Here is a 23,137-nt window from a genome sequence, read left to right on the forward strand (position 1 = left end):
CACAGTGCTGGTGATCGGGTCGTGGACCCGACGGTGTGTAAAGGCGCGTGTTAGGGTCCGGCGGTGTACCCGACCGTGGCGGACGTGCTGGCCACGCCCGCCGTGCAGGTGGGCGACCCGAGGGTGCGCGCGGGCGAGGAGCACCTGGACCGGCCGGTGCGCTGGGTGCACGTCAGCGAGATCGCGGACGTCGAGGGCACGCTGGAGGGCGGCGAGCTGCTGCTGTCCACCGGCATCGTGCCGAGGGCCCCCGGCGCCGACCTGACCGCCTACGTCACCCGGCTGCGGGACGCGGGCGCGGCGGCGCTGGTCGTGGAGCTGGGCAGGCTGCTGCCCGCGCTGCCCGAGCCGATGGTCCGCACCGCCCGGCGACTCGGGTTCCCCCTGGTCGAGCTGCGCCGCGCGGTCCGCTTCGTGGAGATCACCGAGGCGGTGCACGCGCGGATCCTGCACGCCGGGCACGAGCGGCTGCGGTTCACCGAGAAGGTCAACGAGGTGTTCACGACGCTGACCGTGGAGGGCGCCCGGGTCGAGGAGATCCTGGCCCAGGCGAGCGCGCTCGGCGGCCACCCGGTGGTGCTGGAGGACCTGGCGCACCACGCGGTCGCGTTCAGCGGGACCACGCGGGCGGGGGAGTTGCTGCGCGACTGGGAGTCGCGGTCCCGGCTGGCCGTGGCGGGTGCGGAGACGGCGGTCGCGGGGCCCGAGCGCTGGCTGTGCGCGCCCGTCGGCCCCCGGCGGGGGCGGTGGGGTCGGCTGGTGGTGCCGTTCGCGGTGGCCGAGTCCGATGTGGACCGCGCGGTGGCCGTGCTGGAGCGGGCGGCGGACACGCTGGCCATCACGCGGATGTTGCAGGGGGAGGGGCGCGACGTCGCGCTCGACGCCCACGGCGGGCTGCTGCGCGACCTGCTCGCGGGCCAGGTGACCGACGAGGCCGCGACGAACGCACGGCTGCGGGCGCTGGGCCTGCGGTCGGGACGCGCCTACGCGGTGCTCGTGCTCGCCGTCGGCGCGCCGGGCTCCCCGTCCGCCGAGGTCGACCAGGCCGCGCTCGGCGCCGCCGCGGCGACCGCGCGCGCCCAGGGCCGCGCGGCGCTGACCGGCGTCACCGCCCCGGGCCGGGTCGCGGTCGTGTTCTCGTGCCCGGCCGAGACCGACGAACCCGCCGCGGTCCGGTCCTTCCTGGCCGCCATGACCCAGAACCCGTTGCTGCCCAAGGGAACCATCGCCGCTGCGGGCACCCCCGCCACCCGCCTCACCGGCCTGTCCGCGGCCCTGGAGGAGGCCACCCACGTCGCCGACGCCGTGGCCGCCGACCCGGCGCGAGTGGGGGAGCGGGACGTGTACCGCGGCCGCGACCTCGGCGCGCGCGGTCTGCTGTGGTCGCTGCGCGCCGACCCGCGCCTGCACCAGTTCGCCGAACTCCAGCTGCACCCCCTGCTCGCCCACCGCGGCGGGGCGGACCTGCTCGACCTGCTCCGCGCGTACCTGTCCACCAACGGCAACATCGCCGACCTGGCCCGCAGGCTGCACGTCAGCCGCCCCGCCGTATACGCCCGCCTCACCCGCCTGACCGACGTCCTCGGCCGCGACCTCACCGACCCGGAGACCCGCCTGTCGCTGTACCTCGCGGTACTGGCCCACGACCAGACCGCGCGCTCGCGGGGCTGACCGCACGAAAACGGGGGTCGAGCAGGACTCGACCCCCGTTCCGCCCCGAGGCGAGGGCTAGTGGGCGGCTTCCGCCGCGGCGGGGTCGTCCGAGGGGCCCTGGAGTTCCCACTGGCCGCGGCGGCGCAGGACCAGCACGTAGTACAGGGCGGCCACCACGCCGACGCCGAGGGTGATCAGCAGGCTCGGGCGACCGGTGGTCGGGTCCTGGGCGTTCTGGATGACCACGTACACCAGCGCGGCCAGGGCCAGCACCGGGGCGACCGGGAACAGCGGCATCTTGTACGCCGCGTGCGCGGTGCTGCCGTTGCGGCGACCGCTGAGGACCGCCAGGCACAGCATCGCGTAGACGACCACGATCGAGGTCGCGGTGACCACGAGCAGGAAGTTCTCCGGCGCGAAGCACAGCGCGGTGCTGATCGCGCCGGTGACCAGCGTGGCGATCCACGGCGTGCCGGTCTTCGGGTGGATCGACGACAGCGCCTTGTTGATCGCCTTGGGCCACACCGCGTCGCGGCCGGTGCTGAAGACCATCCGGGCGGTGATCAGGATGATGGCCAGCACCGCGTTCAGGATCGCCAGGGCGATGGCCAGGCTGATGACCGTGTTGACCGTGGAGCCCGCCGCCGAGGTGACGAAGTAGCTCATCATGTTGTCCGCGCCGAACAGGTCCGGCAGCGACGGCGCGCCGAGCAGCACGGCGGTCACCGGTACCAGCTCCGCGAGGACCGTGATGCCCAGCGCCCACAGGATGGCGCGGGCGATGCCGCGGTGCGCGTCGTTGGTCTCCTCGCCGAAGTAGACCGCCGAGCCGTAGCCGTTGTAGGAGAAGATCGCGACCGCCGCCGCGCCGACCACCAGGCCGAGCGCCGCCGGGCCGACCACCCCGTCGGGCCCCGCCGCCACCGGCGAGCCGAGCAGGTCGCCCATCGGGCGGGCCGGGTCGAAGAAGCCGAGCGCGCTGATCACGACCAGGGCGATCATCTCGATGGCCAGGAAGACGCCGGTGATCCAGGCGTTGAGCTTGATGTCGAAGATCGCCAGGACGGCCGCGCCCGCGGTGGTGACCGCCGCGACCAGCGGGCCGGGCAGGCCGGGGATCAGCACGCTCAGGTAGGTGCCGACGCCCAGCGCGATGACGGCGATGATGAGCACCTGCGTGACCATCAGCAAACCGAGCGTGACGAACCCGGGCAGCCTGCCCAGGGTGCGCGCGACGATCGCGTACTCACCGCCGCTGAGCGGGTACGACGAGGCCAGCTCCGCGTAGACGAACGCCATGAACACGCCGACCACGGCCGCGATCACGAAGCTCCAGAACGCGCCGCTGCCCGCCTGGCCGATGACCCCCGGCGCGATGATGAAGACCGAGGACGCGGGGGAGATCGCCGACAGGGTGATGAGCAGCGTGCCGAGCACCTTCAGGCCCCGGCGCAGCGCCGCTGTGGACGGTGGAGATGTGGACAGTGGGGTGGTCGGGTCCGACATTGCGGTCTCCTCGGGAAGGGACGTCGAGCGCAGCGGTTCTTTGACTGGTCATCAAAGAACTCGGTGTGGCGTTCGTCAATAACTTGGCTGAAAAAGACTGTGTTACGGCTTGGTCGCTTGCGTTCTTTGATGATCAGCTGAACAATCGGGGGTATGCCCAGACCCAGCCGCGCCCATGAGCGCCGCGGCGAGCTGATCGCCGCCGCCCGCCAGGCCGTCCTCGACCGGGGCGTCCTCGACCTGCGGCTGCGCGACGTCGCCGACCAGGCGGCCATGTCCACCGGATCGGTGCTGTACTACTTCCCGACCCTCAGCGACCTGCTCTACGAGGTGCAGCGCGAAGCCGTCGAACGGTTCTGTGTGGACCGCGAGGAAGCGGCCCGCCAGGAGCCGGACCCGAGGCGGCGGTTGGTGCGCACGATCCGCGCCGGGTTGCCCAGTGGTCTGGACGACGAGCTGTGCGTGCTCATCTACGAACTCGGCGCGTACGCCCGCCGCGACCCCGCCTACGCCGCCGAGCACATCCGGCTGTGCGAGCGGCAGGTCGCGCTGTACTCGACGATCCTGGAGACCGGCGCGGCGCTCGGGGTGTTCGAGCTGACCCGCGACGCCACCACCATCGCGCGCAGCCTCGTCGCGCTGGAGGACGGGCTGGGGTTGCACCTGACCCAGGCCGTGCCCACCTTCACCACCGACCAGGCCGAGGCGATGCTCATCGCGTACGCGGCCGACGCCACCCACTGCGAACTGGAGTCCTGATGCGCGCCCGCGACCTCGGCCTGCCCCTGACCGGTGCCACCGGCCCGCACAACGCCATCACCGACGTCCCCGGTGTCGAGGTCGGCTACACCACGCTCATCGAGGGTGACTCGGTGCGCACGGGCGTCACCGCGATCCTGCCCCGCGCCCGCGCGGAGGTGCACGTGCCGTGCGCGGCGGGCCGCTACTCGCTCAACGGCAACGGCGAGATGACCGGCAGCGCCTTCCTCGACGAGACGGGCCTCCTGCGGCTGCCGGTGCTGATCACCAACACGCACGCCATCGGCCCCTGCCACCGCGGCGTGATCGACTGGACCGCGCGCGAGCAGCCCCGGGTCGCGGACCAGTGGCTGCTCCCCGTGGTCGCCGAGACCTGGGACGGGTACCTCAACGACATCAACGGCCCCCACATCCAGCCGTCGCACGCGGTCGCGGCCATCGACGCCGCGGCGGGCGGACCGGTCGCGGAGGGCTCGGTCGGCGGCGGCACGGGGATGAACTGCTACGCGTTCAAGGGCGGCAGCGGCACGTCGTCCCGGGTCGTGGCGTACGGCCAGGACAGCTACACGGTCGGCGCCTTCGTCCAGGCCAACTTCGGCTCCCGCACCGAGTTGACCGTCTGCGGTGTGCCACTGGGGGAGGCCTTGGCCGACGACAACCCCATGGAAGGTGGGGACTGGCTGATCCCGGCGGGGGCGGGGTCGGTGATCGCCGTCATCGCCACCGACGCGCCCATGCTGCCGGGCCAGTGCACGGCCCTGGCCCGCCGAGTCCCCCTCGGCCTGGCCCGCACGGGCACCACCGGCTCCCACTTCTCCGGCGACATCTTCTTGGCCTTCTCCACGGGGAACACGTTGACCCCGTCGGAGTTCCCGGTCGGCGAGCCCGGCTACGACACCCTGCGCACGGTCCCGTGGAACCGCATGGACGACTTCTACACGGCCGTAGTGCAGGCGGTGGAGGAAGCGGTGCTCAACGCCCTGGTGGCCGCCACCGACATGACCGGCCGCAACGGCCACCGCTCACCCGCGCTCCCCACCGACCGCCTGGTGGAACTGGTCGTCAAGCGCTGATGGAGTTGGGGACCAAGGCCAGGTAGGTGTGCTCGGTGGCCGCTTCGAGGACACCCGGCCCAGGCCGGGAGCGGAACCGCACCGGGTGAGCGAGCAGCGTCGCCCAACTCCTTTCGCTCCCGGTCTCGAAGGACGCGGCGACCCCGGCCAGAAAGGGTTCGAGTCGTTCCCGTTCTTGCCGCCAGTAGAACGGGTACAACTGCTCGTGTTCCTTGACGCGGTCGGTGGGGAGCACCGCGGGGTCGGGGGAGTCCCGGTAGTCGGCCACCATTCCGCGCGTCCACGGGTCGCCCTCCGGGGCGTCCAGCGAGTCCCAGTAGTCGTCCTCGATCATCTCGGCGATTTCCCGCTGTGCGGTGGCGAACGCCTCGCACGCCGCGAAGAGCCCGCGTGACAGGCCGACGACCAAGTCGGTGCCGGGAACGGGGCCGGTGAGCATCCACCGCGACGGCCCGCCACCCCGGCTCCCGCCACGGCCGAGATCCGCCCGTTCGCTCGCGGTCGACTCGTCGGCTTCCAGCAGCGTCAGCGAGCTGCCGCCGACACCGGATCCCACGGGCAGCGCTCGGAGGTCTCGCGGCGACAGGGCGCGCAAGGCCAGGTACACCAGCATGTTCTCGCGCACGAGCGCCAAGGTGTCCCCGGCCGGTGGCCGCGGGTCCTGGCCCGCTGACCGCTGCGCGTCGATGGTCATGAACAGCTGGTCGGTGAGGCTCGTGCCGCACAACACCTTCATGTGCCGCGCGGAAACCAGATCGGGACGCGTCAGTTGTTTGGCGCCCTCGGCGAGCATGCTCCTGCCGAGCCGTTTCGAGCCCTTGGCCTCGACCAACCAGAGCTCCTCGGTGTCGTGGTGGCGGCCTACCAGGTCGGGCAGCCCGGGCCCGGTCGACCACCCGGAGCCGAGGTCCGGCGAGGTGAACGCCTCCGCGTGCAGCGTTCGGCCGAGACCCATCAGGCCACGGCAGGCCCACTCGGCCATCGTCATACCGATGCGGTAACCGAACGCCGCCTTCGCCGATACCTCGGTGCCGTGGGTGTAGACCACGTTCGGTTGCACCGCGTAGCCCGTGGTCGTGGGGTGCCCCCGGCCCACCTCGGCGCGGGTGAGGTAGGCCATCAGCGGGGAGCGGCGGGCGATGAGTTCGGCCTGCGCCAGCGCGGGTACGGCGGCCATCCAGCCTGTCGGCTCGCGGCCGACCGAGATGGCCGCCTTGACCACTTCGCGCCAGGTGGTGGGCACCCGGTAGGCGCCCTTCTCGGGGATCTCTTGCTCAGGGGGCCACGCCTTGCGGGCCTGGGTGACCTGCCAGGTCGGCGGCCTGCCCGCCGGGTTCAGCGGATCGGACCACCGCACGAAGACGGGTACGTCGAAGGCGTCGTCGGGGTGGATCAGCGAGCCCTTGGCCCCCGGTGGTGGGTGCATGGGGCGATCGTGCTGGCGGCGGTAACACGGGCGAGAGCGGCATCGACTCTTCGGGTGAACCGGGTGTGGAAGGGGCTGTTGTGCGGGTTCGTCGGGGTGGGCTTGTGGTAGGCGCGATGGCGTTGGTTCTGGTCACGGCCGCCTGTGCGACCGAGGTGCGGGGCATGCCGGTCCCGGTGCGGTCGGCGACCGTGGCGCCTTCCGAGTCGACGCGGCCGTCGCGGGTGCCTCAGACCACGCGGTCCAGTGCGCCGCCCACCACGGCCGAATCGGTGAGCGAACCGCCCACTACGACCCAGGCGCCGACCACCACCACCACCACCACGGCCGCCGCGGAAGGTCCGGCGGCGGTGGTCACGGCGTACTTCGACGCCATCAACGCCAAGGACTACCGGCGCGCCTGGGAACTCGGCGGCAAGAACACCGGCCGGTCCTACGACCAGTTCGCCGCCGGGTTCGCCCAGACCGACCTGGACGTGCTGACCGTCGTCGGCGTCGAGGGCAACGTCGTCACCGTCGACCTGGTCGCCGTGCAGACCGACGGCACCAAGCGGTCCTTCCACGGCACCTACACCGTCAGCGGCGACACCATCACCGACTCGAAGATCAAGGCCACCGGCTGAGGCGCCTAGCGCGTGAAGGCCCGGGTGAAGTCGGCGGTGACGACGGTCCCCGGCGCGTCCGGTGTGCCGCGCGTGATGGTGTGGTGGTGGCAGACCGCGCGCAGGATGGTGAGGCCGCGCCCGCCGATCGAGATGCCGTGGACCTGGTGCGGCGCAACGGGTTCCCGCCAGTGGCCGTCGTCGGCCACGGTGATGCGGATCGACCCCTCGGCGGGGCGGAGTCGGGCGGTGAGGTGGACCGCGCCGGGCGGGAGGTCGCGGTAGGCGTGTTCCACGCAGTTGGCCACGACCTCGTCGACCCCCAGGATGATCTCCTCGGTGTCGGCCGCGGGCACACCGCGCGCCGACAACCACGCTCTCAGCGCCATCCTGATCACCACGACGTCCGCCGCGCGGGCGCCGATCTCCAGCCGCAGTGGGCGTGTGTCCGGTTCGGCAGTCACGTTTTCGACAGGCCCTCCAGTCGGGCCGCCCACTCTATCGCCGGCTGCCGGTCGGCGGTCGCGCGGCACTCGGCAGGTGTGCGAGCATCGTCGGATGATCATCATCCGGGCCGCGCGCTGACCGACGAGAAAGGACGTCCGATGTCGTCATCCCCCGCTGTCCAGGACGTCCTCGCGAGCCGGTACCGGCTGGACGCGCTGGTCGGCGTCGGCGGGATGGCGAAGGTCTACCGCGCCAGGGACCTGCGGCTGGACCGGGCGGTCGCGGTCAAGGTGTTCCGACCGGACATCGACGCCACCGACAGCCTGCGCTTCGCCGTCGAGACCCGCGTGCTGTCCGCGCTCGCGCACCCCGGCCTGATCCCGATCCAAGACACCGGCGTGCACGACGGCCACGGTTTCCTGGTGCTGCGCCTCGTCAACGGCCCCACCCTGCGCCGCGAGATCGCCGACGGCGCCCTCCCCGTCGACCGCGTCCGCCACCTCGGCGCCCAACTCGCCGACGCGCTGGCCCACGTGCACGCCAACGGGGTGGTGCACCGGGATGTGAAACCGTCCAACATCCTCCTCGACGAAGGCGACCGCGCCGTGCTCGCCGACTTCGGCCTCGCGCGCGTGCTGGGCACGACCCGCCTGACCCGCAGCGACCACATGGCCGGGACCGCCGCGTACCTGGCGCCCGAACAGGTCACCGGCACCGAGGTCGACTGCCCCGCCGACATCTACGCCCTCGGCCTGGTACTCCTCGAATGCCTCACGGCCCGCCGCGAGTACGAGGGCGGAGACGTGGAAACCGCCGTCGCGCGACTGCACCGCCCACCGCAGATCCCGCGAACCCTCCCACCCCCACTGGTCCGGCTGCTGCTGCTCATGACGTCGCTGGCGCCCCACCGCCGCCCCACGGCGGAGGCCTGCGCCGAGGCGCTCCGCTCGGACGCGTCCCCGGTCGTGCTGCCGCCCGCGCCGGTCGTCGTGGCCCCGACCAAGCGGTCCCGCACGCCGCTGGTCGTACTCGCGACAGCCGCCACCACCCTCGCGGCGTCGGGCGCGCTGTACTGGGCCTTCAAAACCCCCACCCCGGCGGCGACCCCACCCGCCCTCACACCACCGACGACCTCCACCACGACTACGGCAACCACCCAGGCCACCCAGACCCCCGAACCAACTACGACGACCCGATTACCGAAACCGGTCGCCCGACAACCAGCCTTGGCAACCCAAGCCCAGACGACCAAGCCCTCGGAGGTCGTCGAAACCACCAACCAACCCGTCCCCGAAGCACCCCCCGCGGCGGCCGTCACCCCACCACTGGCGACGACAACCCCGGCCACCGCAACCACAACGTCGGACAAGTCCAAACCCGGCCACACCAAGACTCCGCCGCCCCAACGGCCCAAGTAGCTCCCCGAACGGCCGAACCGCCACGGCGTCCACCCACCGACCAGCCCGGCGACAACCGCGCCGACTCGCCCCGCCGCCAAGCCGAGGTGGTGTGGTCCTGGAGGCCGCCGCCGCTCTGATCGCGCTGGTCGACGGCACCCCGCACCCACCTCGCCCGGCTCCGCGGCGCTGGTCGCCTGCCTGGGATCATCGGATGCCAGCGCTGAGGCATCCTCAGTGGATCGGACTGTCAGTGTCCCCCGATAGTGTGAACCGCAGTTCACCCAAGGGAGGCAACGAGCACATGTCCGCCACGACGACGTACCTGGAGCTGTCCGAGAGCGGGGGCGGCGCGCACAAGTACTACGAGGTGCGGGTCGAGGACGCCGAGGTCACCATCACCTACGGGCGGATCGGGGAGTCGGGGCAGGTCCGGACCGCGAGCTTCGCCGACCACACCAAGGCGCTCAAGGCGGCGGAGAAGAAGATCGGGGAGAAGGTCCGCAAGGGCTACGCGCCCGCGGTCAAGGGGGTGCGGCAGCGGCGGCCGGTCAGCAGGCGGCAGATCGTCAGCACGACCTCGAGCGCCCGCCAGGCGCCGGTGCTGTGGCGGTTCGCCTCCGGTGCGCCCGCGTTCGGCATCTTCATCGGTGAGGACCGCGCCTGGGTGGGCAACGAGAACGGTGACGTCTACACCCTCACCCACGACGGCACCGTCACCGGCCGCTTCGGGCTTCCCGACTCGGTGAAGTGCATCGTCGCCGACGACTTCTGGATCTACGCGGGCTGCGACGACGGCAAGGTCTACGACCTCGGCGCCAAGGTGCCGCGGGTGGCCTACGAGATCGCCGAGGACGTCGACATCTACTGGCTCGACATCCACGACGGCGTGCTCGGCGTCTCCGACCGGCACGGCGGCGTCACGGTCGTCGACCACGAGGACGAGTTCCAGTGGTCCCGCCCCAGCCACGGGGACAGCGCCTGGATGGTCCGCAACAGCGCGGAAGGCGTCTACCACGGTCACTCCGGCGGCGTCACCCACTACTCCGGCCGCGGCGACCGCGTCTGGCACGCCGACACCACCGGCGCGGTGCTGTTCGGCTGGCAGGAGCGCACCGAGGTGTTCGCGGGCACCAGCCGCGGCTGGGTGCACCGGTTCGCCAAGTCCGACGGCCGCGAGGGCGGCGCCTACCGCTGCGACGCCGCCGTGTTCTCCTGCGCCACCTCCCCGGACGGCGAGTTCGTGTTCGCGGGCGACAACCAGTCCTCCGTGTACTGCTTCGCCGCCAACGGCACCCGGCTGTGGAAGCTGGCCACCGGCTGCGGTTCGGCCTACTCGATGCAGTACCGGGACGAGCGCCTCTACCTGGTCACCACCGACGGCTCCCTCGCCTGCGTCGACGCCAGCCCGGCCGCGGTGCGCGCCGCCGAGCAGGGCCAGCTCCCGACCCGCCAGGACATCAAGGCGGGCAGCATCAACCGCGTCGAGGCCACCGCCGAGGTCGAGGTGGTGACCCACGTCGAGACCGGCGAGGGCGTCATCGTCGAGTGCACCCAGGAGGCGGGCCGCGTCCGCGTGCACGTCGTCTCGGACGGCTACGACCGCTCCTGGGGCGTCCAGTTCCCCAAGAACATCCGCGTCCCCGGCGCCCGCTACGTCGTGTCCGAGGTGCTGACCTCCGCCAGCGGCTCGTTCTACCGCGCCCGCGGCGAGATCAAGCGCATCCGCTAGTCGCGCGGGGCGCGGCGGTCGGCGGCCGCCGCGCCCCTTGACCTTTCCCCTTGGGCAAGCCGCAGGCTCGTGGTGTCCACACGAGGGAGGATGTCGAACATGGGCCTGCGGACCATCGGCGCGTTCGCCCGCGCCACGGGGCTGACCCACAAGGCGCTGCGGCTCTACCACGAACTGGGGCTGCTGCCGCCCGCCGCGGTCGACCCCGAGACGGGGTACCGGTACTACCGCGAGGAGCAGGTCGCGCGGGCCCGGTTCATCGCGAGCCTGCGCGGACTCGGCATGCCGTTGGCCGAGATCGGGCCGGTGTCGCGGATGTCGCAGGCGGACGCGGCCGGGGCGGTCGACGCCTACCGGCGGCGCATCTCGTCCGACGCCGCGGCCCGCGACCGTCTGGCCTCCTCCCTCGTGGCACACCTATCCGAGGGGAGTTCCACCATGTCCTACCTCAGCCACGCCACCCGCTGCGATCGCGGTGCGGTTCGCGAGTCCAATGAGGACGCCGTGTTCGCCGGGACGCGCCTGCTGGCCGTCGCCGACGGGGTTCGGGGACCCGGCGGTGCGGCGGCGAGCGCCGCCGCCGTCGACGCGCTCCGGCCGTTGGACCGGGACGGCGACGTCGATCCGCTCACCGCGTTGGCGAACGCGGCGGCCGCGGCCGAGCGGGCCGTCCGCGACCTGGCGACCGAGGACCACGTCCCGCTCACCACCCTGACCGCCGTCCTGGTCACCGACGACCACCTCGCCCTGCTCCACGTCGGCGATTCCCGCGCCTACCTCCTGCGCGACGGTGAACTCCACCAGCTCACCAAGGACCACACCCACGTGCAAACCCTGGTGGACAAGGGAGATCTGACCCCGGCGGAGGCCGCCACCCACCCCGAGCGCGCTCTCCTCACCCGGGCCATCGGCGCGGGACCGCGGGAAACCGACCTGGCACTGCGGACCCCGCAACCCGGCGACCGCTACCTGCTGTGCACGGACGGCGTCTCGGCCGTGCTCGCCCGAGCGGAGATCCGCCAGGCCCTCGCCGAGAGCACCCCCGACCTGGCCGCCCAGCGCCTCGTCGACTTGGCCCACGACCACGGTGCGCCGGACAACGCCACGTGTGTTGTCGCGGACCTCGCCGAGGTGTGAGCGCTTCGAGGCGCTGGGCGTGATCGCTCAGCGCAGGAACTTGACGTGGGCGGTGTGGTCGGTCCCATCATCCAGTCCTGAGTGGAAGGTCCGGCACGTGCCGACCACAGCGGGCTGGTCGCCCAGGTGTAGACGTAGTGGCCGGTCAGCGGGTCGTAGACCAAGGCGCCGGTGATCCGATCGGGGTGAGGGTCGCGCAGTCGACCCGTTGCGAGGTGGGCGATCCGGCGGCGAGGACGCCCAGCCCGTGGTAGCCGACGATGCTGAACCGCGCGAGGACAGGTCGCCCCGGCACGCGGATGTTGAGCGCGGGCGGGTTGCGGACCGGGGCGAAGAACCCGGCGAACGGGTAGGTCGTGTTCGCCGTCCCGGTCCCGAACGCGATCGCGGTGGGCACGTCGAAGCCGCCGAACGTCTGGGTGATCGTGTTCGTCGCCGTGTCGACCACCGAGATCGTGCCGTTGGTGTAGGACGAGACGTAGGCGCGGGCGCCGTCCGGGCGCACGGCCACCGCGGCGGTGTGGACGAAGCCGGTAATGGTGAGGACCGCGTTGTTCGCGGTATCGATCACGGACAGTTCACCGATGCCGTGTGTGACGTACAACGTGTCACCGGACGGCGTCATCGCCATGCGGTAGGGCGTGTCCCCGACGGCAATGGTGGCGGTGATGGCGTTGTTCGTGATGTCGACGACGGACACGGTGTCGGCGTCGCTGTTGCTGACGGCTCCAATCGCACTCAACAATGGTTCACGCGACGATGTCCGGGTGGTTGATATCCCTGCCGGGTGTGGTACGACGAATTCCAGCCAACGGCGCGCTCCCGGTTGGACGGTGGAATTCGGTCCGGTGGAAATAAGATTTCAAATGGTTCGGGGTGCTCCGGTTGCGAAATTCGGCCGGGACTCACTTCGTGTTCGGCGCGGAGTCGGGGTGCCACACGAGCCACTTGCGCTCGACCTGCTCCGCCAGGTCGACGCCGTGGTGGCGGGCCAGCAGCAGCACGTGGCACAGCACGTCGGCCAACTCGGCGCCGAACCGGTCGACCAATTCCCCGGGGGTGTGGCCTTTCGCCCTGGCTTGGCCGGTCCGCATCAGGAATGCCTGCGTCAGCTCGCCGACCTCCTCCTGGAGTTTGAGCAGGAACCAGGTCTCGTCCCGGGTGATCCCGTTCGCGCGGGCGTACCCCTGGGAGATCACTTCGGCATCGTCGCTCAGTCGCGCCAAGTCCATGGGCGCAGTCTAGGGATTACCGGGGGTCGCCCGCTTGGAGCCGTCCGGCCAGCAGTTCGGTTGCCCAGCGGCGGACCTGGTCTTCCGGGTCGTCGCGCGCCAACTCCTCGACCGCGGCCTCCGCCGCGGCGGGCCACGCGGATCGGGGCCAGTGGGCGAGGGTTTCCATGGCCACGCCGCGGTCGTAGACCTCCGGGCCGCGCAGGCTCGCCAGCACCACGTCTCCGCCGATACCGGGAAAGGCACGCAGTCCACGCGCGCGAGCGGCGATCGGGCCGGGGAGTGCGATGAGGCCGCGAGCCCGGTCGGCGTCCGCCTGCTCCCACGCCCCGACCCACCAATCCGCGCCAGGCTCGGCCCAGATCCACCGCACGTGCTCCTCGAACGTATCGATCCCTTTGCCGCGCGCGACTCGCGCGGCGTCCCGGAACACCAGTGGATCCGACGACGACAAGCCTTCCGCGATGAGCCGGTCCCACCGGCGATCCGCCAGGATCCGCGCGCACGCCTTCTGGCCGTCGAGGCCGCGAATCGCTTCCACGCAAAGAAAATCAATCAAGGCCGGTGCGTACTCCTCGACCACCGCGAGGTACGAGTCGATCGCCTCGGACGCCTGCCCGTAGTCGCGGATCCCGTCGGCGGGACCGACCTCGATCAACGCCAACAGGATCTCACCCGCCGCCGTCAGCAGGTCCCGGTCGACCGGCCCGCGCAACGCCGCCGCCAACCCACCCGTCTCCGCCGCGATCAACGCCAGATACCCGTGGGAGACCGTGTTCCGGAACCCGCCCCGCAGGATCCACTCCCGGATCTCCGGGTCTCTCGTCCCCCGAAGCCGCTCCACGCAATGAATCCGCCCCCACCCGCGCACCGCCAAGGCCATGCGCCACAGCTCACGCTCACCCGCCGCGCAATACAGGGTGAACTCGTCGTGCGCCGCGAAAACCCGCACCACGTCCGGGTCGCTCCCCGCGATCCCCAGCAGCACAAGCCCGACCTTGACCGCCCCGCGATCCGCCGCCGTCGTGGCCAGCCAACGCCCGACCGCCCCGACCTCCGCGTCCGCCAGCCGAGGTGCCAGACCCTCGAAGTACCGCACCACATCGTCCGCGGCGACAACCTCATACAGCGCGGGCAATCTCGCGCTGCCAGCACATGTCGCGCGCACGGCCTCCGCCACCTCGTCCGCCCGCGCCTCGTCGACCGCCCGGTGGCCGTGGTGGACGAGCACCCCGTCCCACCCGCCATCCGGCAGTTCGAGCCCGTCCGGCCGCTGCCGGAGGTGGTCGTAGAGGGAACTCATCAGCTCACCCCCGCAAGTAGGCCAGCACCGCCAGGACCCGGCGGTGGTCGTCGCCGTCCGGTGGGAGGTCCAGTTTGGCGAGGATGTTCGCGATGTGCTTGGCGACGGCGGCATCCGTGACGACCAGGTGCCGCGCTATGGCCGAGTTCGAGCGACCCTCCGCCATCAACCCCAGCACCTCGACCTCCCGGGGCGTCAGCCGCCGCAGGGGAGTGGACCGCTGGTGCACCAGCTGCCGCACCACGTCCGGGTCGATCACCGTGCCGCCGCCCGCGACCCGCGCGACCGCGTCCACGAACTCCGCCACGTCACCGACGCGGTCCTTGAGCAGGTAGCCGACCCCGACGCCGCCGCGCGAGTCCAGCAGCTCCGCCGCGTACGTCCGCTCCACGTACTGGCTCAGCACCACCACCGGAACCGGATCCGGTCCGGACCGCAACGCCACCGCGGCGCGGATGCCCTCGTCGGTGAACGTCGGCGGCATGCGCACGTCCGTCACCACCACGTCCACCGGTTCCGCCGCCACACCCGCCAACAGCTCCGCCGCGTCGCCCGCCGACACCACGACCCGGTGCCCGAACCGGGCCAGCACCTCGACCAGACCCCCGCGCAACAGCGCGCCGTCCTCGGCGATGGCCACACGCAGACTCACGGACAAGGCATCTCCACCCGCAGCACGGTCGGCCCGCCGGGCGGGCTGGACAGGGCCAGTCTGCCATCGACGACGGCCACCCGGTCGGCCAACCCGGTCAGCCCGCCACCCGCCGGATCCGCCGCCCCGACCCCGTTGTCCCCGACCCGCAAGGTGAGCACCCCTCCACGTAGTTCGCCAGTTATCCAGCACCGCGTCGCGCGGCTGTGCTTGGCGACGTTCGCCAACGCCTCCGACACCACGAAGTACGCGGCCACCTCGACCGCCTCCGGCAGCCGCGGCAGATCCAGTTCGACGTCCACCGGCACCGGCGAGCGGTCTGCCGCCTCCGCCACCGCAGCGGCCAACCCCCGGTCGCTGAGCACCTTCGGGTGCACGCCGCGGATCAGCTCCCGCAACTCCACCAACGCCTCTTTCGCTTGCCGGTGCGCTTCCTCGACCCGGTGCGCCGCGACCGAACCCGGTTCCAGGTCCAACCGGGCCAGACCCAGGCTGACCGTCAACGCGACGAGCCGCTGCTGAGCGCCGTCGTGCAGGTCCCGCTCGATCCGCCGACGCTCCACTTCGAACACGTCGACCAGCCGCGCCCGCGACCGCTTGACCTCACGCAGCTCGGCGTCCAACGACCCGCCCATCGCCGCGCGCATGCCCGCCCACGCGGTGACCGCGTAGGCCAGCAGCGGTATCGCCACCACACCGGCGAACGGACCGGCGAACCTCATCCACAGACTCGCCCCGGGGTTGAGCGGCGCGGTCAGCAGCACGGACGGCACCAGTGCCGCCAACACCGCCACCGCGACATCGAGCCACGACAGGACCAGCGCCGACACAAGGGCGAACACCATTTCCCGCGCGGTGACGGGACCCGTCCGCGGCTCTCGGTCGACCAGACGCCGCCGCACGCGATCGAAACGCGGCAGCCCCACCCCGGCGGCGACCAACGCGACCACCCCGATCGAAGCGACCGCCACGGGCCCGAGCGAGTCGTAGCCGAGCACCAGCAGGCAGCCGACCGCGGGCAGCAACCCCAGGACCAGGCTCGACGCCAGGTAGATCAGCGACCGCGAGGGCCACGCCGATCGGAGGAACCGCCCGGGCGGCAGGGTGAGGGCTTGCAGCGACGTCCGGATCACCCGGCCAACCTAGCCGGCGCGGTGAGCAGTCGGCACTAGTGCGGGCACTACCTTCGAGTGTCGCGCTGGCGCCCGTGTTCCGGGTGTCGGTGAACGGTTGAGTTCGTGCCATGACGGAACACACGAACACCGCGGCGGTCGAACTCCGCGCGGTCCGCAAGACCTATGGTTCCGGCGCGCGGGCAGTGGCGGCACTCGACGGCGTGTCCCTGGACTTCGCCACCGGCACCTTCACCGCGGTCATGGGACCGTCCGGCTCCGGCAAGTCGACCCTGCTGCACTGCGCGGCGGGCCTGGACCGACCCGACGACGGCACGGTCCGCATCGGCGGCGTCGACCTCGGACCCCTCGACGAGACCGCGCTGGCACTGCTGCGCCGGGAGCGGATCGGGTTCGTGTTCCAGGCGTTCAACCTGGTGTCCGCGCTGACCGCCGAGCAGAACGTCGGGCTGCCCCGGCAGCTGGCAGGCAAGCGGGCGGACAGCGACGAGATCCGGGCGGCGCTGACCGCCGTCGGCCTGGCCAACCGGGGAACGCACCGGCCCAGCCAGCTCTCCGGCGGCGAACAGCAGCGGGTGGCGATCGCCCGGGCCCTGATCACCCGTCCCGCCGCGGTGTTCGCCGACGAACCCACGGGCGCGTTGGACTCCAAGACTTCTCGGGGTGTTTTGGAGCTGTTGCGCGGAATCGTGGACCGCGACGGGCAGACGGTGATCATGGTGACGCACGACCCGGTCGCCGCCGCCCACGCCGACCGGGTCGTGCTGCTCGCCGACGGCAGGCTCGTGGACCGCATCGACAACCCCCAGGGCGCGCAGGCCATCGCGGCCCGCATGGCCGTGCTGGAGGCGTCGTGCTGAGCGTCCGGACCCTGCGGCACCGCTGGGTGAGCCTGGTGGGCACGTTCGTGGCGTTGGGCCTGGGCGTGGCGATCCTGGCGATGAGCGGGCTGGTGATGTCGTCGGCGCGGGCGAAGGTGCCTGAGCGGTACTCGGGCGCGGCGGTGCTCGTGGCGAGCCCGGAGGTCAGCCAGGAGGACAACGCGTTCACGCCGAGTAGGCCTTGGTCGACCGAGGTTGGTGGGGACTTGGTCGACCGGGTGTCGTCGGTGCCGGGCGTGGCGCGGGCGGTCGAGGACCGGTCGTTCTACGCGCAGGCGGTGATTGACGGCAGGCCCGTGGGCGGTGCTTCTGCGGAAGCGTTGGGGCACAACTGGAACAGCTCGACGTTGGCGTCCTATCGGGTCGAGGGGGCGGCGCCCGCGCGGGATGATGAGGTTGTGTTGGACCGGTCCCTGGGACTGGCGCCCGGGTCGAGGGTCTCGTTGCTGACTTCCGCCGGTCCCAGCGGTTTCACGGTCAGCGGGACGGTCGACGCGGACGCGTACTTCGTGACGGAGGCCGTCGCCGAGCGGCTGTCGGGCGGGCTGCGGGTGATCGGGCTCGACCTGTCGCCTGGTGCGGACGAGAAGGCCGTGGTGGCCGCGGTGCGCGCCGTGGTGGGGGACCGGGGACGGGTGCTTTCGGGGGAGGCGCGGGCTGAGCTGGAGGTGCGCGGCGAGGCGAAGGTGCGGTGGATCGGGGATCAGGTGCTGACCGCGATGGGCGGGCTGGGGGCGTTCGTCTGCGTGTTCATGGTGGCGTCCACGTTCGCTTTCGCCGTCTCTCAGCGCCGCCGGGAGTTCGGGCTCCTGCGGCTGGTCGGGGCGACCCCCCGGCAGGTGCGGGTGCTGGTGTTCGGGGAGGCGTTGGTCGTCGGCGTTCTCGCCGGACTCGCGGGGGTGGCACTGGGTGCTGCTTCGGCGCCCGTTGTCGGCGGGCTGCTGGTCGACGCGGGGTTGGAGCCCGCCGGGTTCGCGATCTCGTACGGGTTCTTCCCGCTCGCCGGGGCCTCCGGGATCGGCGTGGTGGTCGCGATGCTGGGGGTGTGGGCGGCGTCGCGGCGGGCGGGCCGGGTCCGGCCGATCGAGGCGCTGCGCACGGCGGAGGTTGATCCCAAGCCGATGACGCGGGCGCGGTGGATCGGTGGTGGGGTCGCGATGGCTGTCGGGGTCGGGCTGTTCCTGCTGACCGCGACCGGGGTGGCCGAGGATCTGCTGAACGCGCCGCTGTACGCGGCCATGGCGTTGATCGTCGGGCTGACGCTGCTGGGCCCGGTCGTCCTGCCGCCCTTGGTGCGGCTGGTCCCGGCCACCCTGGTGCGGGAGAGCGCGCTGACCGCTATCCGCCGGACCACGTCGACGGTGTCGCCGGTGCTGATCACGGTGGTGTTCGCGGTGCTGGTCTCGGGGATGTTCAGCCTCACGGTGACCGGTGTGTCGCTGGAGAAGTCCATGGCCATCGGACCATCCACAGTGGTGTCCGCTCGCGACACACCTGGCCTGTCCGACGAGGTAGTGTCCACAGTGGGCGGTGCCTCGCTGCTGCCGACGACCCTGTACACCGGGTCGAACGACCACCTCGATGCCGTCGGCGTCTCCCCGGAGGCTTTCGCCAAGGCGCACCAGGGTTTGAGCGTCGTCGAGGGCTCTTTGAACGACCTGACCGGGACCGACACCATGGCCGTCAACTCGCCCACGGCCTCCCGCATGGCATGGCACCCCGGCAGCACCGCCGACATCACCTTCGCCGACGGCAGCACGACCAAGCTCCGAGTGGTCGCCGTGTTCTCCAAGACCTCGGCGGCGGCCAGCGCCCTAGTGACCAGGGAGACGGTCCGCACACACGACCCGTCCGCGCTGACGTCGGCCATCTACGTCGACCACCCCGTCGTGGGCGCCGACTGGCCCGCGTTGGGCGCCCAGGTGATGACCCGGGCCGAGTACGCGGAGTTCACCGAGGCCGAGGACAACCGCCTGGTGGGGATCTTCGTGACCCTCCTGCTCGCCATGTCCCTCGGCTACTCCGCGCTGGCTATCGTCAACACCCTGGTCATGGCCACCGCCGACCGCGCCTCGGACTTCCGGGTCCTGCGCCTCGCGGGTGCCACTCGCCGCCAGGTCTTGGGGTCCGTTGCCGCCGAATCGGCCTTGGCGGTCGCGATCGGCAGCCTCCTGGGGGTAGTCGTCGCCTTCGCGACCCTGGCCACCCTGACCTCCGGGGTCGCCCACAACCTCCCGGACGCGGACGTGTCCTTCTCACCGCCGTGGGGAGTCCTCGCCGGAACCGTTGCCTTGTGCTTGGCCCTCGCCGTGGGCGCGGGCTTGTTCTCGGCCAACTCGGCGCTGAAGGCCGACCGCGCCGTCCACCGGATGCGTAGTTTCGGGCGCGCGTCGCGGGGAAGACCGCTGGGGTGATCGGACGACTGCGCACCATCGTGTTGGACACCAGGGACCCGCGGGGCTTGGCGGAGTTCTACGCTGCGTTGCTGGGCGGTGAGGTTGTCGTGGACGAAGGGGATTGGGTTGTGGCCACCGACCCCGACGGGCGGCGGATCGCCTGCCAGCTGGCGCCGGAACACCGCGCCCCGGAGTTCCCGGACCCGACCGGGTCGCAGCAGGTGCACCTGGACATCGAGGTCGACGACATCGACGAGGCCAGTCGGCGTGTTCTCGGGATCGGCGCCCAGCGGGTGACCGAACTCCACCCGGAAACCGACTTCCGCGTCTTCCGCGACCCCGCCGGACATCCCTTCTGCCTCGTCTACGGGGTCATCCCGGAGCCTTCGTAACTTGTCTGGATGAGTGCGCAACAGATCGCGGGCTGGTGTAGATGTCTTCGGCATGAGCCGTCGTGTGAAGGTCGCCGGACTGATTGTCGTGGTGCTCGGTGCTGCGGCGGCGGTGGTGACCAACTACGCCACGGCGGAGGTGCCGGAGTTCTTCCGGGATCAGTGGCGAGTGTGGCTGGTGCTGGCGGTGTTGGTGCTGCTGGTGGTGGTCGTCACGCTTCTGCAGGGTCGCGGTGACGAACAGGAACCAGTGGTTCCGAAGTTGTCGGTGCTGGCGCCGGCGTCGTTGCGGCCCCCTGCGGGGAGTGTGGAGGTGTTGCGCGGTCGAGAGACCGAGCTGGCTCGGGTGATGGAGTTGGTGCGTTCGCCCGGAGGACGGTTTGCGGTGGTCTCGGGTGCGGGCGGGATGGGCAAGACGACCTTGGCGCGTATCGCCGCCGAGCAGGCGCAGCAACGGGGAGTTGCGGTGTTCTGGATCCGTCGGCGCGATGAGGAGTCGTTGGCCGCGCAGATGGTCGAGGTCGGGCTGACCTTGGGGCTTGCCGGTGGCGCTGTGGTGGCGGCGCAGCAGTCGGGCGCGAGCGTGGCGGATGTGGTGTGGCGCCATCTGGAGACCGTGGAGCGGTGGCTGCTGGTCTTGGACAACGTCGATCAACCTGATGCGCTCGGCGCGGGCGACCCGGTGGCCTCCTACCGAGGGTGGGTGCGGCCGGGCGGGGGCGGCCTGTTGCTCGTGACCAGCCGTGACCGTGCGACCGAGACCTGGGGACGTAACGCTGAGCAGATCGAACTCAGGGCGTTGACGCCGCAGGAGGGCGGGCAGGCGCTGCTCGACCTCGCCCCCGGAGCGGGGACACCGGAGGACGCCGAAAAACTATCCGCGCGACTGGGCGGGTTCCCGTTGGCGCTGCATGCCGCTGGTACCGCGCTGGCGTCACCTACCGCCCGATCGCGCACTTTCACCGCCTACCAACAGGCCCTGCTGGACAAGTCCGCACAGGTATTGCCCGAGCACCCCGACATCACCGACCGCGACACCGCCCGCACCCTCATCGGGCACACCTGGGAGGTATCCCTGGACCAACTAGCCGACGAGGGCCACCCGCTGGCCCGACCACTGCTGCGCGCCTTGGCGCTACTCGCGGAGGCTCCCATCCCGCTGCCCCTGATCACCCCGGCCCTGATCCACGGCACCACCGACGACGCAGCCGGGCGCGCGGCCGTGGATGCCGCGTTGGCGCAACTGCACCGTTATGGCCTCCTGGATGACCACGAAACCAGTGACACTGCCACCCTGCCCACAGTGGCGCTGCACCCCTTGGTCCGCGAAACGAACACCCTCCTTCTAGAGCGCCACCGCGAAATAGCCCAGTGGCGGGCCACCGCCGAAACTGCCGTGCTCGACCTCGCCGATGCCTGGGCCCCTAAAGGCCGCCCCTCATGGACCCTGCTGCATCTGCTGACCCCGCACCTGCTCGTACTCTGCACACTCGAAACCAAGGGCGACCTCGCGGCATTTACCGCCACACGCGACACCCTCGACGCAGCCGCCCGACAACTCCGCGCCAGCGGGGACGCCGCCACAGAACTCGCGCTGCGGTACCACGTGTTCAACGCCGAGAAGACCGCCCTCGGCGCCGAGCACCCCGATACCCTCAGCAGTCAGAGCAATCTTGCCATCGCGCTGGGCAGCGTGGGGCGTTATGGCGAGGCCGTGGAACTGCATCGCGGCACGCTAGATATCCGCACCCGAGTTCTTGGTGCCGAGCATCCCGACACCGTCAGAAGCAAGAACAACCTCGTCGCAGTATAAGAAGTATTGGGTAAGCGAGGGGTGGAGGCAATTTATTGCGCGCGCTTGTAAGCGTCTGACGAGGTAGCGCAGCTCCTTGTGCGGCCCGACTGTCCGCACCTCTGCCATCGCGGCGGGTACGGCGGTCTGCGGGCCTTGGGTGAACCGGGTCAGGTTCGGGGGCCGACCCCGTGGAGAAGGGTGTTCAGGACGAGGGTGGCGAGGGTGTCCGGGTCTGGGATGTCGGTGGGGGTGTGGGCGGCTTCGCCGAGTAGGGCGTAGTAGACGCGGCGGGTCCAGGGGAGGTCGGTGTTCGGGGGGAGGTGGCCGTCCGCCTGGGCGCGGAGGAGGAGGGCGTCGCAGCGGGTCGCTATGCGGGCTTGGCCCTCCGCCAGCGGGGAGGTCGGGTCCATGGACCAGGCCATCGCGAAGGGCCAGGCGAGTTTGACGCGCAGGACGCCTGCCGTGATCCGGTGCAGGGCGACCAGGGGTGGTGCCGTTTCCGGGCGGGCCTCGTCGATCAGGGCGTCCAGTTGGCGGACGACGTCGGTCGCCATCGCGTCCAGGAGGGCTTGGCGGGTGGTGAACCGGCGGTGCACGGTCGCCCGCGCCACCCCCGCGGCCTCCGCGATCTGCTCCATCGACGCCGCCGGGTCGCGGGACAGCACGCGTTCCGCCGCCTCCAGGATCGCCCGGACGCTGCGTTCGGCGTCGGCGCGCAAAGGGCGCTGCGTGGTCACGACACCTATCCTCCCATCCGTGATCTGAGACAGTAGTGTTGCAGTTAGGACCGTAATCGTGTCTACTCTGTCTCAGATCGACCCTAAAGGAGAACACATGCGACCCGTAGCCCTCATCACCGGCGCCTCGGCTGGCCTGGGTGTCGAATTCGCCGACCAGCTCGCCCGGAGAGGTCACGACCTGGTCCTTGTCGCCCGCTCCGCGGACCGCCTGCGCCAGGTCGCCGACAAGGTCACCGCCGCGCACGGCGTCACCTGCACCGTCGTCCCCGCCGACCTGGCCGACCCCGCCACCCCGGCCCGGATCGCGGAGGACCTCGAAAGACGCGGCATCGCCGTGCACACCCTGGTCAACAACGCGGGGTTCGGCTCGGTCGGGCGGTTCGAGGACATCGCCGCCGGTGTCGACCAGAACCAGGTCATGGTCAACGTCGCCGCCCTCGTCGCGCTGACCCGCGCCCTGGTCCCCGGCATGCTCGCCCGCGAGGACGGCGCGGTGATCAACGTCGCCTCCACCGCCGCCTTCCAGCCGTCCCCCTACTTCGCCACCTACAGCGCGGGCAAGACGTTCGTGCTCAACTTCAGCCTCGCCCTGCGCCAGGAGTACCGGGGGCGCGGCGTCAAGGTGCTGTGCCTGTGCCCGGGCGCCACCAAGACCGAGTTCTTCGACGAGATCGGCACCAAGGCCGCCGTCGGTCGGATGATGCCCGCCGCCCCGGTCGTGTCCGCCGCGCTCAAGGCCCTCGACCGCGACCGCGCCTACATCACCCCTGGTCTGCGCAACGCCTTCAACGCCCACTTGCTCCCGCGGCGCCCCCGCGCGTTCGTCGCCGCCGTCGCCAAGATGGTCACGCGATCTGCGGCCTGACCTGCTGATTATTTTC

The 23,137-nt window shown here is 71.3% G+C and carries 21 protein-coding genes; 12 read left to right on the forward strand and 9 right to left on the reverse strand.

Translation table 11 applies throughout. The features are described from left to right. Positions 1 to 63 precede the first annotated feature (63 nt). Positions 64 to 1,671 (forward strand): PucR family transcriptional regulator, encoded by a 1,608-nt coding sequence (locus CLV40_RS02145; RefSeq protein ID WP_104476310.1) that lies wholly within the window; start codon positions 64 to 66, stop codon positions 1,669 to 1,671. Positions 1,672 to 1,728: 57 nt separating this feature from the next. Here CLV40_RS02145 and CLV40_RS02150 read toward each other — a convergent pair whose 3' ends face one another. Then, a complete protein-coding gene (locus CLV40_RS02150; protein WP_104476312.1) occupies positions 1,729 to 3,159 on the reverse strand; it encodes an APC family permease in 1,431 nt (476 codons plus the stop codon). Between the two features lie 153 nt (positions 3,160 to 3,312). Here CLV40_RS02150 and CLV40_RS02155 point away from each other — a divergent pair, with 153 nt between their 5' ends. Both CLV40_RS02155 and CLV40_RS02160 read left to right on the forward strand, forming a co-directional pair. After that, positions 3,313 to 3,918, forward strand: coding sequence for a TetR/AcrR family transcriptional regulator (locus tag CLV40_RS02155; RefSeq protein ID WP_104476314.1), 606 nt, complete (start codon positions 3,313 to 3,315; stop codon positions 3,916 to 3,918). Beyond that, the gene (locus CLV40_RS02160; RefSeq protein ID WP_104476316.1) at positions 3,918 to 4,991 is read left to right on the forward strand and encodes a DmpA family aminopeptidase; all 1,074 of its coding nucleotides are present in this window, start codon (positions 3,918 to 3,920) and stop codon (positions 4,989 to 4,991) included. The genes CLV40_RS02155 and CLV40_RS02160 overlap by 1 nt, the downstream gene beginning before the upstream one ends. Here the strand turns inward: CLV40_RS02160 and CLV40_RS02165 are convergent. After that, entirely contained in the window at positions 4,981 to 6,417 is a 1,437-nt protein-coding gene (locus CLV40_RS02165) for a hypothetical protein (protein ID WP_104476318.1), read from the reverse strand. The two genes, CLV40_RS02160 and CLV40_RS02165, sit on opposite strands and share 11 nt — an antisense overlap. Before the next feature lie 272 nt (positions 6,418 to 6,689). Between CLV40_RS02165 and CLV40_RS02170 the strand changes: the two genes are divergently transcribed. Next, a complete protein-coding gene (locus tag CLV40_RS02170; protein ID WP_146107896.1) occupies positions 6,690 to 7,040 on the forward strand; it encodes a hypothetical protein in 351 nt (116 codons plus the stop codon). A gap of 5 nt (positions 7,041 to 7,045) precedes the next feature. Here the strand turns inward: CLV40_RS02170 and CLV40_RS02175 are convergent, their stop codons facing one another. Then, on the reverse strand, positions 7,046 to 7,483 hold the full coding sequence (locus CLV40_RS02175) for an ATP-binding protein (protein ID WP_181043274.1): 438 nt from the start codon (positions 7,481 to 7,483) through the stop codon (positions 7,046 to 7,048). A 141-nt stretch (positions 7,484 to 7,624) separates the two neighbouring features. Here CLV40_RS02175 and CLV40_RS02180 point away from each other — a divergent pair, with 141 nt between their 5' ends. From CLV40_RS02180 to CLV40_RS02190, 3 genes are all read left to right on the forward strand, one after another. Further along, positions 7,625 to 8,884 carry a serine/threonine-protein kinase gene (locus tag CLV40_RS02180; RefSeq protein ID WP_104476324.1) on the forward strand — a complete coding sequence of 420 codons (1,260 nt, stop codon included), beginning with the start codon at positions 7,625 to 7,627 and terminating at the stop codon, positions 8,882 to 8,884. Positions 8,885 to 9,167: 283 nt separating this feature from the next. Then, positions 9,168 to 10,595, forward strand: a complete 1,428-nt coding sequence (locus tag CLV40_RS02185) for a WGR domain-containing protein (RefSeq protein WP_104476326.1) — start codon at positions 9,168 to 9,170, stop codon at positions 10,593 to 10,595. Between the two features lie 99 nt (positions 10,596 to 10,694). Continuing rightward, positions 10,695 to 11,732 carry a MerR family transcriptional regulator gene (locus CLV40_RS02190; RefSeq protein WP_104476328.1) on the forward strand — a complete coding sequence of 346 codons (1,038 nt, stop codon included), beginning with the start codon at positions 10,695 to 10,697 and terminating at the stop codon, positions 11,730 to 11,732. Positions 11,733 to 11,877: 145 nt separating this feature from the next. Here the strand turns inward: CLV40_RS02190 and CLV40_RS02195 are convergent, their stop codons facing one another. The 5 genes from CLV40_RS02195 to CLV40_RS37700 all read right to left on the reverse strand — a co-directional run bounded on the left by CLV40_RS02195 (position 11,878) and on the right by CLV40_RS37700 (position 16,052). Then, a complete protein-coding gene (locus CLV40_RS02195) occupies positions 11,878 to 12,474 on the reverse strand; it encodes a PxKF domain-containing protein (RefSeq protein WP_146107897.1) in 597 nt (198 codons plus the stop codon). Positions 12,475 to 12,637: 163 nt separating this feature from the next. Beyond that, entirely contained in the window at positions 12,638 to 12,964 is a 327-nt protein-coding gene (locus CLV40_RS02200; protein ID WP_104476332.1) for a nucleoside triphosphate pyrophosphohydrolase family protein, read from the reverse strand. A 16-nt stretch (positions 12,965 to 12,980) separates the two neighbouring features. Further along, a complete protein-coding gene (locus CLV40_RS37010) occupies positions 12,981 to 14,267 on the reverse strand; it encodes a hypothetical protein (RefSeq protein ID WP_146107898.1) in 1,287 nt (428 codons plus the stop codon). Between the two features lie 4 nt (positions 14,268 to 14,271). Then, positions 14,272 to 14,913 carry a response regulator transcription factor gene (locus CLV40_RS02210; protein WP_219823901.1) on the reverse strand — a complete coding sequence of 214 codons (642 nt, stop codon included), beginning with the start codon at positions 14,911 to 14,913 and terminating at the stop codon, positions 14,272 to 14,274. Between the two features lie 2 nt (positions 14,914 to 14,915). Then, on the reverse strand, positions 14,916 to 16,052 hold the full coding sequence (locus tag CLV40_RS37700) for a sensor histidine kinase (RefSeq protein WP_181043275.1): 1,137 nt from the start codon (positions 16,050 to 16,052) through the stop codon (positions 14,916 to 14,918). Between the two features lie 110 nt (positions 16,053 to 16,162). Between CLV40_RS37700 and CLV40_RS02220 the strand changes: the two genes are divergently transcribed. The 4 genes from CLV40_RS02220 to CLV40_RS02235 are packed head-to-tail and all read left to right on the forward strand — an operon-like array spanning position 16,163 to position 21,534. Continuing rightward, the gene (locus CLV40_RS02220) at positions 16,163 to 16,912 is read left to right on the forward strand and encodes an ABC transporter ATP-binding protein (protein ID WP_104476338.1); all 750 of its coding nucleotides are present in this window, start codon (positions 16,163 to 16,165) and stop codon (positions 16,910 to 16,912) included. Then, complete coding sequence (locus tag CLV40_RS02225) at positions 16,906 to 19,347, forward strand: ABC transporter permease (protein WP_104476340.1); 2,442 nt, start codon at positions 16,906 to 16,908, stop codon at positions 19,345 to 19,347. Before CLV40_RS02220 ends, CLV40_RS02225 begins: the two co-directional genes overlap by 7 nt. Continuing rightward, positions 19,344 to 19,721, forward strand: coding sequence for a VOC family protein (locus tag CLV40_RS02230; protein WP_104476342.1), 378 nt, complete (start codon positions 19,344 to 19,346; stop codon positions 19,719 to 19,721). Before CLV40_RS02225 ends, CLV40_RS02230 begins: the two co-directional genes overlap by 4 nt. Before the next feature lie 52 nt (positions 19,722 to 19,773). Continuing rightward, positions 19,774 to 21,534 carry a tetratricopeptide repeat protein gene (locus CLV40_RS02235; RefSeq protein ID WP_146107899.1) on the forward strand — a complete coding sequence of 587 codons (1,761 nt, stop codon included), beginning with the start codon at positions 19,774 to 19,776 and terminating at the stop codon, positions 21,532 to 21,534. Positions 21,535 to 21,683: 149 nt separating this feature from the next. Here CLV40_RS02235 and CLV40_RS02240 read toward each other — a convergent pair whose 3' ends face one another. After that, positions 21,684 to 22,253, reverse strand: coding sequence for a TetR/AcrR family transcriptional regulator (locus CLV40_RS02240; RefSeq protein WP_181043276.1), 570 nt, complete (start codon positions 22,251 to 22,253; stop codon positions 21,684 to 21,686). A gap of 97 nt (positions 22,254 to 22,350) precedes the next feature. On the opposite strand from CLV40_RS02240, the gene CLV40_RS02245 reads away from it, so the two are divergent. Then, a complete protein-coding gene (locus CLV40_RS02245; protein ID WP_104476348.1) occupies positions 22,351 to 23,121 on the forward strand; it encodes an SDR family NAD(P)-dependent oxidoreductase in 771 nt (256 codons plus the stop codon). Positions 23,122 to 23,137: the final 16 nt, after the last annotated feature.

It is taken from the genome of Actinokineospora auranticolor, from assembly GCF_002934265.1.
Taxonomy (GTDB): Bacteria; Actinomycetota; Actinomycetes; order Mycobacteriales; family Pseudonocardiaceae; genus Actinokineospora; species Actinokineospora auranticolor.

Coding starts and splice junctions, on each gene's coding strand:
- CLV40_RS02165 (WP_104476318.1), bottom strand. CDS start 6,417: ATGCACCCACCACCGGGGGCCAAGGGCTCGCTGATCCACCCCGACGAC.
- CLV40_RS02160 (WP_104476316.1), top strand. CDS start 3,918: ATGCGCGCCCGCGACCTCGGCCTGCCCCTGACCGGTGCCACCGGCCCG.
- CLV40_RS02235 (WP_146107899.1), top strand. CDS start 19,774: ATGAGCCGTCGTGTGAAGGTCGCCGGACTGATTGTCGTGGTGCTCGGT.
- CLV40_RS02150 (WP_104476312.1), bottom strand. CDS start 3,159: ATGTCGGACCCGACCACCCCACTGTCCACATCTCCACCGTCCACAGCG.
- CLV40_RS02180 (WP_104476324.1), top strand. CDS start 7,625: ATGTCGTCATCCCCCGCTGTCCAGGACGTCCTCGCGAGCCGGTACCGG.
- CLV40_RS02220 (WP_104476338.1), top strand. CDS start 16,163: ATGACGGAACACACGAACACCGCGGCGGTCGAACTCCGCGCGGTCCGC.
- CLV40_RS02185 (WP_104476326.1), top strand. CDS start 9,168: ATGTCCGCCACGACGACGTACCTGGAGCTGTCCGAGAGCGGGGGCGGC.
- CLV40_RS02245 (WP_104476348.1), top strand. CDS start 22,351: ATGCGACCCGTAGCCCTCATCACCGGCGCCTCGGCTGGCCTGGGTGTC.
- CLV40_RS02155 (WP_104476314.1), top strand. CDS start 3,313: ATGCCCAGACCCAGCCGCGCCCATGAGCGCCGCGGCGAGCTGATCGCC.
- CLV40_RS37010 (WP_146107898.1), bottom strand. CDS start 14,267: ATGAGTTCCCTCTACGACCACCTCCGGCAGCGGCCGGACGGGCTCGAA.
- CLV40_RS02200 (WP_104476332.1), bottom strand. CDS start 12,964: ATGGACTTGGCGCGACTGAGCGACGATGCCGAAGTGATCTCCCAGGGG.
- CLV40_RS02190 (WP_104476328.1), top strand. CDS start 10,695: ATGGGCCTGCGGACCATCGGCGCGTTCGCCCGCGCCACGGGGCTGACC.